The organism is Anabaena sp. 90, assembly GCF_000312705.1.
GTDB classification, from domain to species: Bacteria; Cyanobacteriota; Cyanobacteriia; order Cyanobacteriales; family Nostocaceae; genus Dolichospermum; species Dolichospermum lemmermannii.
In genome coordinates, this window is record NC_019439.1 from 642,199 (window position 1) to 655,053 (window position 12,855).

Annotated in this window: 11 protein-coding genes; 5 read left to right on the top strand and 6 right to left on the bottom strand. The window is 38.7% G+C overall.

The features are described from left to right. Positions 1-72: 72 nt before the first annotated feature. From ANA_RS21715 to ANA_RS21725, 3 genes are all read right to left on the bottom strand, one after another. Positions 73-531, bottom strand: a complete 459-nt coding sequence (locus tag ANA_RS21715; protein WP_015083569.1) for a hypothetical protein — start codon at positions 529-531, stop codon at positions 73-75. A 67-nt stretch (positions 532-598) separates the two neighbouring features. Further along, positions 599-1,024, bottom strand: coding sequence for a beta-carboxysome assembly chaperone CcmS (locus tag ANA_RS21720; RefSeq protein WP_015083570.1), 426 nt, complete (start codon positions 1,022-1,024; stop codon positions 599-601). A 27-nt stretch (positions 1,025-1,051) separates the two neighbouring features. After that, positions 1,052-2,854, bottom strand: a complete 1,803-nt coding sequence (locus ANA_RS21725) for an ABC transporter ATP-binding protein (protein ID WP_174782885.1) — start codon at positions 2,852-2,854, stop codon at positions 1,052-1,054. A gap of 405 nt (positions 2,855-3,259) precedes the next feature. Here ANA_RS21725 and ANA_RS21730 point away from each other — a divergent pair, with 405 nt between their 5' ends. From ANA_RS21730 to ANA_RS26775, 3 genes are all read left to right on the top strand, one after another. After that, positions 3,260-3,676, top strand: coding sequence for a DUF1824 family protein (locus ANA_RS21730; RefSeq protein ID WP_015083572.1), 417 nt, complete (start codon positions 3,260-3,262; stop codon positions 3,674-3,676). Positions 3,677-3,746: 70 nt separating this feature from the next. Then, the gene (locus tag ANA_RS21735) at positions 3,747-5,654 is read left to right on the top strand and encodes an ABC-F family ATP-binding cassette domain-containing protein (RefSeq protein ID WP_015083573.1); all 1,908 of its coding nucleotides are present in this window, start codon (positions 3,747-3,749) and stop codon (positions 5,652-5,654) included. A gap of 749 nt (positions 5,655-6,403) precedes the next feature. Then, on the top strand, positions 6,404-6,562 hold the full coding sequence (locus tag ANA_RS26775; protein ID WP_158310563.1) for a hypothetical protein: 159 nt from the start codon (positions 6,404-6,406) through the stop codon (positions 6,560-6,562). A gap of 307 nt (positions 6,563-6,869) precedes the next feature. Here the strand turns inward: ANA_RS26775 and ANA_RS21740 are convergent, their stop codons facing one another. Beyond that, the gene (locus ANA_RS21740; protein WP_015083575.1) at positions 6,870-8,516 is read right to left on the bottom strand and encodes a lipoxygenase family protein; all 1,647 of its coding nucleotides are present in this window, start codon (positions 8,514-8,516) and stop codon (positions 6,870-6,872) included. Between the two features lie 21 nt (positions 8,517-8,537). Next, positions 8,538-9,872, bottom strand: a complete 1,335-nt coding sequence (locus tag ANA_RS21745) for a cytochrome P450 (protein ID WP_015083576.1) — start codon at positions 9,870-9,872, stop codon at positions 8,538-8,540. A 226-nt stretch (positions 9,873-10,098) separates the two neighbouring features. On the opposite strand from ANA_RS21745, the gene ANA_RS21750 reads away from it, so the two are divergent. Next, positions 10,099-10,812 carry a hypothetical protein gene (locus ANA_RS21750; protein ID WP_015083577.1) on the top strand — a complete coding sequence of 238 codons (714 nt, stop codon included), beginning with the start codon at positions 10,099-10,101 and terminating at the stop codon, positions 10,810-10,812. 115 nt (positions 10,813-10,927) lie between these two features. Here the strand turns inward: ANA_RS21750 and nagA are convergent, their stop codons facing one another. After that, complete coding sequence (nagA, locus tag ANA_RS21755; protein WP_015083578.1) at positions 10,928-12,079, bottom strand: N-acetylglucosamine-6-phosphate deacetylase; 1,152 nt, start codon at positions 12,077-12,079, stop codon at positions 10,928-10,930. 158 nt (positions 12,080-12,237) lie between these two features. Between nagA and purE the strand changes: the two genes are divergently transcribed. Then, a complete protein-coding gene (gene purE, locus ANA_RS21760; RefSeq protein WP_015083579.1) occupies positions 12,238-12,816 on the top strand; it encodes a 5-(carboxyamino)imidazole ribonucleotide mutase in 579 nt (192 codons plus the stop codon). Positions 12,817-12,855 lie beyond the last annotated feature (39 nt).

Consider the following 12,855-nt stretch of genomic DNA (forward strand, 5'->3'; position numbering starts at 1 on the left):
TAAAAGGTGTAGCACATTCTCAAAATTGATTTTCAACTCTACTTAACTTCGGAATTCGAGTCTTTTATAAATTTAACCAGCAAATACTTTTTGTAAATTTTCTGGCTGCATAAGTGTTAAATATTGATTGGACATTTCTGGGGTTAAGAATTCTATCATTATCCTATTTTCTACCCAAAACTCCATCACATCAAAGAAAGCACGACTACAACGAATAACTCTCCAGCCTTCTCTCTGAGCAATTGCTTCTATTTGTTCCTGTGTAGAATTAACAGAAATAGCTGCATGAGTGGCTGTAAAGTTGCTAGGTTGAGAAGTTTCTTTAAACTGACAATCCTGTTCTTCTTCACCAGGTTGCAATACAATTTTTAATGGATAAACTTCAATTCCAGTTCCGTGTTCATCGAGAGATAGCATCATGTAACTACCTGGATGTGGACGAAAGGGAAATACTTTTCCATTCATCACTTCTGCGAGAACTTCGGCCGCGTGTTGGGGATTTTGGGCAGAAATTGAAAGATGGTGAATCATAATTTCATCACTTTTAAATTGAAACTTCCGTTTTTCAGTATCTAGTATAGCAAAATCAATGGCTTTATTAATCCCTGATTTGCTCAATTAATCGCTGTTCTAGTAAATCTAATAATTCATCTATATCTTTTCCCACTTCTTGAAAACAGGTTTCTGGTGATGATTTGGGTGCAAATTGAATTAACTTAATCTCCCCTTTCCCAATTCCAATCATCACTACTTCTGTTTCGGGTTGGTTATTATCAATAATTCCTAAAATTTCTTGGAGACGATTTTCAACTCGCTCATTTAACTTCTCTATTTCGGTTTGGGGACAATAGACAAAATGGGGAGTTGGTTGTAAATCAATCCCAATAGTTCCCTGACGATTACCATTTTCTAACCACAATCCCCAAAAAAGTGCGGCTAGTTCTAACTGATTGTTTTTGACAAATCTATCTAATTGTCCGCGCCATTTGTTCTCTGCTGTTTCGGGTTGAGGAATACTAAACATGATGATTAATTTGTAATTTTATTTTTGCTATTTTAACCCAGATTGCACACGCCATAAACTGGTGTAAATGCCATTTTTCTCTAGTAGTTGTTCATGAGTTCCGGCTTCGACTAATTTGCCATGTTCCATGACATAAATACAATCAGCATTACGAATGGTGGAAAGACGGTGAGCGATCGCTATTGTGGTACGATTGACCGTAATCCGTTCTAAAGAACGTTGAATAGCAGCTTCTGTTTCATTGTCTACCGCTGAGGTAGCTTCATCTAAGATCAAAATTGGTGGATCTTTTAATACTGCGCGAGCGATCGCAATTCGTTGTCTTTGTCCCCCAGATAACTTTTGCCCCCGTTCTCCCACAATTGTCTCATAACCTTGGGGCAAACTCATAATAAAATCATGAGCTTCGGCTATTTTCGCCGCCATGATAATATCTTCATCGGTAGCGGTAAAAGTCCCATAGGCAATATTTTCTCCCACTGTACCATGAAATAAAAACACATCCTGACTAACCAAACCAATAGCCCGGCGTAGATCTCGCAAATTTAATTGTTGTAAATCAATTCCATCCAAAGTAATTTTACCACTTTGCACCTCATAAAATCGCAGTAAGAGTTTAACCAAAGTGCTTTTTCCTGAACCTGTCGAACCCACAATTGCAATTGTATTTCCTGCGGGAATTTCCAAAGATAAATTGTGAATAATTGGATTTCTATTTTGATAAGCAAAACTCACATTTTGAAATTCCAAAGCCCCCCGAATCATATCTACAGGTAAATCAATATTTCCGGTATGAATTGCCATGGGAGTATCTAACAAATCCATCACTCGATTAGTAGAAGCCATTGCCCTTTGATATAAATCAAAAGTATCACCTAATCTGGTTAATGGCCACAGCAAAAGCTGAACTAAAAACACCAAAGAACTATAAGTACCTACAGCCAATCTTCCCTCTACCGCTGCCATACCGCCAAATAATAGCAAGATGGTAAAAGCGATTAAAATGAACATCCGAATAATCGGAATATACCCCGCAGATAAAGCGATCGCTTTCGCATTACTTTGACGATAAGCATTACTTTCAGATTCTACCCGCGCCGCTTCATAAGCTTCTGCTGTAAAACTTTTAATAGTGGTAATTCCACTCAAATTATTAGATAATCTCCCATTTAATAAACCGACTTTTTCCCGAACTTCTGCATAACGAGGTGCAAGAAATTTCTGGCAAATTATCGAACCAAAGAGAATAAATGGCATGGGCAAAATTGCCATCCCAGCTACACTAGGAGCTAAAATAAAAAACGCAGCCCCAACAATAATAATAGTAGTAGTTACTTGAATAATGTCATTTGCACCCACATCCAGAAACCGCTCTAATTGGTTAACATCATCACTCAAAATAGACATTAAACCACCGGTGCTGCGTTCTTCAAAATAAGCTAATTCTAATTCTTGTAAATGTTTATATGCGTCCAGTCGTAAATTATGCTGAATATTCTGTCCCAAATTGCGCCATAGTAACTTATAGACATATTCAAACAATGACTCCAACACCCAAGTAATCACCGTCAACAAGGATAAAATCAGAAATTGCCCATAAATATCTTTTACGCCTAATCGGGCGATGATAGAATCTTGTTGCTTGACTACCACATCCACCGCAATCCCAATTAATACAGGGGGTGCTAAGTCAAAAACTTTATTGAGGATAGAAGCACCAATGGCCAGTCGAATTTGTTTAGTATACTGATGTCCATATTTAAATAGCCGCTGGAGGGGACGAACAGAATGTTTACGCCTTTTGGATAATCGGATAGATTTAAATGGCATAGCCACATTAATTGATAATTACTTGCAGTTAATACTACCACATAATTGAGTTGATTTGTGATCAATATTGAAGCAATAGATACAGTTATCTTCCTTTAGGAACAGAAGAGATAATTTTGAAAAATTGGTAACTTGTAATTTGGCAAACTTCACTTTTGGGAATTATATTAGAAAATATTGTCGCTAAAATAATTATTCCCCGCAGCAAACAGCAGGGTATAATAACCGTATCAATAAACCAGATGTGCTAATTTTCAGTGAAGACTACCAAAACAGCAAATATTCCTCCTAAAACTTAGGGAATATGCCATATCAATCTTGATTTTGTGCAAAAATGCCAGTAATGTTGAGCAAATCTCCCTCCCAAAACCAGAACCAGACGTAAAAACTAGACAAATCAATATTATGTCTACTCCCAATCATCAGCAACTCTCACTCCCAGAAGCCAAGAAAATACTCAACAAATTTAACTGTCTGGATATTGCCCCCATTCTTAAACCGTCCGAAAAAGTTCCCACTCGTGAGGCATTAATTTTTCTCACCAGTCTTACTGATTATCAAATCTTAGGTATTTGTGCTGATACAGCCGCAGAGGGAATTTTAGCCATGAAAACCTATTCTCGCGCTTTGGGTTATCAAGCACCAATTGATTTACCACATCCAGAAGGCCCAGTTTACATCAAGTTAAATGGCAAAAATGGCTTGTGTTATCTCGATTCCTATGCTGGACATCATCGGGGAGTGTTAGTATCTTGCCAGTCTTATCAAGAGGGAGGAGTTAACGAGATGTATGGACATTTACCCCTCGATTTATTTGTCTAGAATTTCGTTTACAATCATCTTTAGGGTGGGCTATGCCCACCTCATTCTTAATCACTAATTACCGCATAATATGAGCATTGTTACATTACAATCAGTTAAGAAAGATTTTGGAATTAAAGAACTTTTAAAAGATGCTAATTTCAGCCTTGATACTAATGATAAAGTTGGTTTAATCGGCACTAATGGTTCTGGTAAATCAACTTTATTAAAAATGATTGCTAGACTAGAATCAATTGATAGTGGGCAAATTTTAGTGAATTCTGGGGCAAAAATTGTTTACTTGCCTCAACAGCCCGATATGGACGAAAATCACACTGTTTTAGAACAGGTATTCGCTGATAGTGGTGAACAAATGAACCTCGTCAAAGAGTATGAAGAATTATCTGATAAATTGGCACATTACCCCGATGATAGTCAGTTAATGTCTCGTCTTTCTACTGTGATGGAGCGCATGGATGCAACTGGTGCATGGGAAGTAGAAACTAACGCCAAAATCATTTTAACAAAGTTAGGAATTGTTGATTTTGATGTGAAAGTTGGCACATTATCAGGGGGATATCGCAAACGAATTGCTTTAGCAGCAGCCTTGATATCAGAACCTGATTTATTGTTAATGGATGAACCAACAAACCATCTTGATGCTTTATCGGTAGAATGGTTACAAAGTTATTTAAATCGCTATCGCGGCGCACTTTTATTAATTACTCATGATCGTTATTTTTTAGATAAAGTTACTAATAGAATTATCGAAATTGATCGAGGTGATATTTACAATTACACAGGTAATTATTCCTATTATTTAGAAAAGAAAGCTTTAGCTGAAGAATCTGCTGTTAGCACTCAGCGGAAACATCAAGGTCTTTTACGCCGCGAATTAGAATGGTTAAAGAAAGGCCCAAAAGCTAGAAGTACCAAACAAAAAGCCAGAATTGATCGCGCTCATGAATTGAGAGATACTGAATTTAAAGAAATTAATGGTAAGGTTGATATTTCTACCGTTGGCCGACGGATTGGTAAGAAGGTTATTGAACTCAAAAATGTTAGTAAAGCCTACAATAACAGGACTTTAATTCATAATTTTACTTATGAATTTAGTCCAGAAGATCGAATTGGTATTATTGGCGGTAATGGTGCAGGTAAATCTACTTTAATGGATATTATGACTGCCAGAATCAAACCAGATTCCGGTAGTGTGGAAATTGGGACTACAATTCATATTGGTTATTTTAACCAACATTCAGAAGAATTGTTGACGGCTGTAGATGATAATCAACGAGTGATTGATTACATTAAGGAAGAAGGGGAATTTATCCAAATTTCCGACGGTACGAAAATCACGGCTTCCCAAATGTTAGAGAGATTTTTGTTTCCAGGAAATCAACAATATGCACCCATTAATAAACTTTCTGGTGGAGAAAAACGCCGTTTATTTTTATTACGTATTCTCATTAGTGCGCCCAATGTGTTGATTTTGGATGAACCGACTAATGATTTAGATGTGCAAACATTAGCAGTATTAGAAGACTATTTAGAAGATTTTAATGGTTGTGTGATTGTAGTTTCTCATGATCGTTACTTTTTAGATCGGACAGTAGACAGAATTTTTGCCTTAGAAGAAGGTGGAGGTTTACGTCAATATCCGGGTAATTATTCCATCTATTTAGATTATAAAAAAGCTGAAGAAGCAGAAAAACAAGAACCGTCAAAAACTGTAATTGTAGAATCAAAGGTTGTGTCTCCAGTTGCAGAGACTAAAAAAGCCCGGAGGTTATCCAATTGGGAAAGACGGGAATTTGAGGAATTAGAACAGAAAATTGCCAAGTTAGAAACAGAAAAAACAGCAGCAGAAAAGAAATTAACAACTGTGGCTGGAAATTATAGCCAAGTGCAAAAGCTATATGAAGAGGTGGAAACTCTGAAGAAAAATATTGATTTGTCCACAGAACGCTGGTTGGAATTAGCGGAAATGGATTCTTAGAGGATGTTTGAAAAGTTTTTAATGTACAAACAGACCCCTCTCCAAACCTCTCCCCTACCAGGGGAGAGGCTTTAAAACCCCCATTCCCTTGTAGGGAAGGGGGGGAGGGGGGTTAGGTTTTTGGAGATTATGGGTTTCACATAATACTTTTCAAACAACCTCTTAGGTTGCAATTAAATTAATCGTCTTGTTGAAATCTTCAAATATACGTAGGGTGGGTTAGCAAAAGCGTAACCCACCATCTGATTAGGTAGTTATGTAAAATAAATTAGACCTGTCCGAAAATTAAATATGCGTGACTTACAACCCTTGTAGAGACGTTCCATGGAATGTCTCTACATTCTTTTATGGAGATGTCTATTGCATATCTCATGTAATTCATGCTTATAAGAGCTAATACATATATCTAAATTATTAAATAATTTAGGGATCTATTTATATTTAAGTTAATAGGCAAAAGTGACAAAATTGCAGCAATTATGTCCCTTTTTTTGGCTATTTTTAGTCCGTAATTGTCTATTTTTTAGTGATATTCTCAACCTAAAAGGGCAAATTTACGGATATTTGTGCGGAAAATGCTGTTATCATCAAGCTATTGAAAGTGACAAAACTGAAACAATTATGTCACTTTTATTTTGTCTAAGTCTCTAGACAGAGGTTTTTATTTTTAATAGGATGTAGTCAGGAAATGAAAAAGTACAACGTTTCCGATTTTTTCTAGATTTTTTAAAACCAAGGAGAATACAAAGATGGCTAATATTCAAATTGCTGATTTAGCACAAGTTGAAAACCAGTTTGATGAATTATCTGATTTGGAACTTGAGGTAGTGGGTGGTTTTATTTATTACACACCATATGGCTATGCTTGGAGGGCTGTTGGTAACTATTGGTGGGTTCGTCTTTATTAAACTTGTCTAGAGCATAAAACCAATCACACTATACCATTAAATGGTGGGTTACGCCGTCGCTAACCCACCCTACATTTTTGTGATTCTTCTCGTTTTTTTCTCGTTCCCAGTCTCCGACTGGGAATGCTACCTAGAGGCTCTGCCTCCATAATTTAGTATCAATGAAGGCAGAGCCTTCCGTAATTCATTCCCATACAGAGTATGGGAACGAGAAACTATCATATCATTTGTTTATAGTGAATGATGAAGAATAAAATACCCCATTTTAATATTATTAAAGATGGGGTTTTGTCTATTCTGCAATTAGTTAAATACTAATACTGTTGAGAATGAGTCTTGGTTGGAGATATTCATAATTTACTAAACGTCCCTTATTATTCAATTCAATTTTTCTCTGTACCACACTCAATTCTTGCTGGAATTTATTCACAACTTTGTCAGCATTTGGATCTGCAAATTCTTCCTCTTCATAATATCCCAGTCTGTCATAACGATAGTCTGAAAGTATGTACACAGTTGATAATTGGGTATTTGTGGGTTTGGCAGGTGGTAGAAAATCTATGAGGGCTTGACGGTCTTCAATATCACCCTTTTGTTGAATTTCTTGATAAGCAGCTAGGGGCATATTAGGAATAAAACCCATGTATTCATATTGGGAGAAATTAACTGCCGAATGCTGCGGACCACAAATATATATGATAGTAGTAACAATCTCAACTAATTGTTCTAGGGTATCAATGCGATCGCTCATACCCTTAACCCTACCACCATCCTGAGCCACTAATTCCCGCGCCCAAGCTTGCAGTTCTCCGTCTGCTTTCAAGTCTGCTGGACTCTTATAATAAAGCTGCAAATAGTTAAATACAAACTTATTAATCGCATTCCATAACAAAATTCCATCATCCCGATAAGGATAATGTGGCAAGTTTTTCACATCATCTACACCGCGATTTTTGAGTTCCCTAGGTAGAGCAAACTGGTCTAGACTCCAACTTTTATAGGCATCTACCACAATTTGCAATGATTCTTGCAGAGTTCCTGCTAATAATTCATCCACAAAACCGCCCCTACTAACCAGACGCTTGCGAGCTAAATCATTATTAGCCAACATAAACCGGAAATGGGGTCTGAGTAATATTCTCAGAGGATGATTTTCAGCCAGTTGACGCGGGGTGACAACAGCAAAGGGTTCCATTACCAGGTGAGTCCGGCATAAATGGCTGCTCATTTCATGATGATTAGCATCAGCAATTTGCACACAGGACTTAGCATAAAACCAGGTTAAAGGGTCATCAAAAGGAGTTAGCAAGGGGCTGGCTTTACCTGCTTTGGGATTGATTTGAATGGCTACAGGGACTAATTGGCCTCGATCTTGAAAGCCCGAACTGCGCCAACAGAAAAAGGCCAGAGGTGCTGGTAGGTACTTTTTTCCTTTGGCATAAGTGCCACCTTGAACGAACGCCAAGGATCTATAATCAGCGACATATAGATTTCCTGTGGCCAATCTTTCGATTAAATTAATAGAATTGCCAAACTTATCCTGTAATTCTTCAATGGTAAAGGCAAAGTTAGCTGGCATTTGCTTAATTTGACGTAAAACCATCGGATTCACCCCACAAAGCCGTTGTTCGGCGAAGGAATCATCGGTTTCATAGGTTTTCATCACATTAGGTTTTTGCAAAACTGGGAAAAAGTCCTCATAATCTTGCAATTCATCTAAAGGATCCCACATAGCATGAGTTTTAACAGCCATCATATTTAGAGGAAGTTCTGCTGCCTCTAATGTCCGTTCAGCAATATACTTAGTAGAAAAATTCTCTGCGGGAGGTACGCTTTTGAGCATCGCCATAGGCGGCAAAAAATCATACATGAATTGATACTCTTTGCGGCCTTTCTCTAGACAAGATTGGCGTTGTGCGGGGTTCGGGTCATTTTGAGGTAGAAATGGCTGCATGATATTTATTTATGATATGGACTAGGATATTTGGCTTAAGTAAGAGCGACGAGCTTTACCCACGCTAATAATAACATTGGTCAGCATTTCTAATGCTAAGTCTTTCCCCGGACAAATGCGGCCAGCATGACGGGAACCAACGGAATTAAAACCCATGTGAAAAGGGCAAAGATTTTCTCTGTCTGCATTAAATTCATAAGCAGTTTTTCCCCAAAAATCTTCACTTAACATTCCCAAAAGCATAGGAATTAAAATTTTAGTTCCTTTCGGAAAGGTTCGCGCTTTACCCGCCAATGTCACCCTAAATGGTTCTGTCGCCACTCGGTGAGAGGCACTTACAGGCATAAACAGACGGGCGCATTCTAACAGAAAAAGTTGAATACTAGGACGATCATTAAGATCGAGCCTGTCCCAATAACTCTTAATGTCAATTTTATCAGTTTGACGACCTTGGTAAGCAGGAAGGGATTGATAACCCAATGCTGTTTTTCCCAAGTGTAGCGGCCCTTGCAAACCGGCAATACTCATTAAAGACACCATCAGTTTTGCAAGTTCTCGCCGCGTCATTTTATGATATTTAGGATCGTTCTCTTGAAAATTAGCTAAGGCTGGAGAATTTTCGTAAATCGTCGCTACTTGCTCTACCAATTCAGGAACTTGACGAAATCCCCATATATTTAACTTTTCTAAACTACTGCTGCCAGCAAAATAATATAATGTTCCCCTTTTTGTATAGTGGAAGGTTGTAATAATTCTTATTGTTGCTTGATCATCAGGATTAATGCCAAAAATAACATAGTGAAGATACCGGACTAAAAAGCCCATCCAATCCCGTTGATCATTATTGAAAAATTCTTCTAAAGTATTATTGGTAATTCTATCTACATAATCAGCCGCTAACTTATTGAACAACCGTTGTGCTACTTGATCATTTTGACGCATTACCATGCCTTCATTAAAGAAGTAATTATCAACACACTTACGGAAAGCATGATGATTTTCCCCTCCGGGGGCTGCGTCTGAGAGAGTAATTAAAAGAACATTGCGACCTCCTTGATCAACTCCCGGACCATGACTAGAACTAAGCATGGAAGTTCCTAGTCTCCAGTCACGGGCTTGGGGTGAGGTTAAGGCGGTTTCTAGGGTTTTAAAGTCTCCTAAGACTACTTCCCCTGCACAACAAAAGGCATCCCCCAGCACTTGCCTTTTCCTGTCTAGGTAAGGTGGATTATTGGCAATTGTTCCCTCTACAAAACTGATTATAGGCAGAAAGGTACGGCTGACTGGGTTTTGAGGGTTCTCTATTGCCCAAGCCTGAAAGTGATTGAGGGCTTTGTCTAATAATGTTGGTTGCATAAAGGTTATTTTTCTTTTGAAGGATAGTTAAATTTAGTCGAAAATCCAGTTTTGATCAATATTTTTTAATTTTTGATATTTATAGCGTTTCCCATTTTAGATGGTTTTACGGAATATGGTACAAATTTATTATAGCAATATTCAAGATGTTCAGATCCCCGACTTCTTTAAGAAGTCGGGGATCTATGTTCTATGATATTTAAACAACCTCTTTAAAAAACTTCCCATGAGCCAAACTGCCATAAATCTCGTTGCTATATTCGTCTTTCTCATGACTTTTTCCAGCCTGTTAGGACCATTAATACATCTTTCCCCAACGATACCAGCTTTAGCTACTGTGACATTTTTAGGAATTGCAACTTTAGATAATTTCAGCTTTCAAGGAAAGGGAGGAACGATAGTATTAGATTTAATGGCGCGATTTTCTCCAGAATATAAAGAACGCATTTTACATCATGAAGCAGGTCATTTTCTCGTGGCTTACCTGTTAGGAATTCCGGTGACTAGCTACACTCTCAGCGCGTGGGAAGCTTGGAAAAAAGGACAACCAGGACAAGGGGGAATAACTTTAGAAGATAGCGAGTTAACAGCGCAAATAGAAACAGGTCAAATTACTGCTCAAATGCTAGACCGTTATTGTACTATTTGGATGGCGGGAATTGCGGCGGAAACTTTGGTTTTTAAGTCGGCTGAAGGTGGCAATGATGATAAAATTAAGTTAAATGAATTTTTGCAAGTTATCGGGTTTTCGGAAACAGGTTATCAGCAAAAACAACGGTTTCATCTTCTTCAATCTAAAAATCTGATTCAGGAAAATTGGGATAGTTATCAAGCTTTGGTGACAGCAATGAGAAAAAGAGCTTCGATTGTCGAGTGTTTAGAAATAATTACCTCACACAAAGGCACTCCAGACGGGGAGAAAATGAGCGGTTATCACTAGAAATCTTTGACACTGAGTCGGACGCACTTTCAAGGGTTTTCGGCATTCTCCTTATAATTCTTGCGTCCTGAAAATCCTCAAATCCTATAAATTCTGGTATGTTCACGCCCGAATATCAGGCTGTTAACCGTTTCCAAGACAGTTCTTTGCCAATTTGATCCCAGTTCCAGCGTAATAAATGAGCGGACTGATTAGCGGCAAATGTTGGTAAATTAATAGCTTGTCTAGGTGCGTCCGTAGCGAGGCTAATGGCGGTTTCTACGTCACAAATTCCCCATTTGACCAGATTTTGCACTCCCACTAATAATGGTAGGGTTGTTCCCGTTAATGTCCCATCTTGTAATCTGGCTGTACCGTTGATAATTTCTATTTGTCGGGTATCCCAAGGATAGATGCCGTCGGGTAATCCTAATGGTGCAAGGGCATCACTGACAATGAATAACCTTTCACTGGCACGCAGAAGAATTTTTAAGATCATCGGGGCAACGTGCTGACCATCGGCAATAAAAGCACAAAACACATCAGGATTGTTCATTGCTGCGCCTAATAGCCCTGGTTCGCGGTGGTGTAGGGGTGGCATGGCGTTGAAGGCATGAGTTATCATTGTAGCACCTTGAGTAAAGGCTTGTTGGGCTTCCGCTGCGGTGGCTTGAGAATGTCCTAAGCTGACGGTGATTCCCAAAGAACGCAAATATGGGATGACTTTCCCGGTGGTGTCTAATTCTGGTGCGAGGGTGATGAGTTTGACGATATGGGCATAATCTCCTAATACACGTTTAATTTGATCTATGGTGAGACGCAGAAGATACTCGGCTGGATGTGCGCCGCGTTTGTAGTAGTTTAAAAATGGTCCTTCGAGGTGGACTCCGAGAATTTCTGCGGAGGTTGGAGAATTGGGGGTATAATTGGCGAGAATGGCAAGCGATCGCTGAATATTTTCGATAGAGGTGGTCACTAAGGTTGGTAAATAACCGTCAACTCCTGCTTCCCAAAGAAATGAAGAGATTTTTGGCAGCATAGAGGAATTTTCTACTGTTAATTCTGGAAAGGCCAAACCCAGTCCACCATTAATTTGTAAATCCACACCACCTAAAGAAATCCAGTCTCCAGCCACATCTAAAACTTGTAAGTCTTGTCGTACAACTTTTTCCCATGCTGTATTCATAGACATAATTTGCTCAATTATGCCTGCTTGGTTAACTAAGATTCTTTGTAAATCTTGATAACCGGGGACTTTTGCGTTGATAATATCTACATTTGCCAGCATGGTATTTTTGTCAGTTGTTCGTTGTCAGTTGTCAGTTGTCAGTTGTCATTGGGAAGAAATATTCCCCTACTTCCCCTACTTCCCCTACTTCCCCTACTTCCCCTACTTCCCCCACTTCCTCTACTTCCCCAGTCCCCAATCCCCAGTCCCTAAATTATATGAGTCTCGAAGTTGGTATTATCATGGGTAGTGATTCCGATTTGCCTACAATGAAGGATGCGATCGCTATTTGCGAAGAATTCGGTATTGTAGTTGAAGTTGCCATTGTCTCTGCCCATCGTACCCCAGAACAAATGTTTGAATATGCTAAAACTGCACATCAACGCGGTATCAAGGTAATTATTGCTGGTGCAGGTGGTGCGGCACATCTTCCTGGTATGGTAGCATCTTTAACTCCTTTACCTGTTATTGGTGTTCCCGTCGCTACTCGAAATTTACAAGGTGTGGATTCTTTATATTCTATAGTGCAAATGCCAGCAGGAATACCTGTTGCCACTGTCGCTATTGGGAATTCTAAAAATGCTGGACTTTTAGCTGTACAAATTCTTGCTACTCACCAACCAGAATTACTCGAAAAAGTGCAAGTTTATCGCCAAAGTCTTTGTAATATGGTCATGGAAAAGCAAGCTACACTAGATCAGCTTGGATATGAAAAATATTTGAAGAGTCAGGAGTCAGGAGTCAGGAGTCAGGAGTCAGAAGCAGAAAGAAGGCAAAAGGAGAATATCAACGCTTGAGTATATACACAAACTTTTACTCCCCGTGTTTGAAGCGGC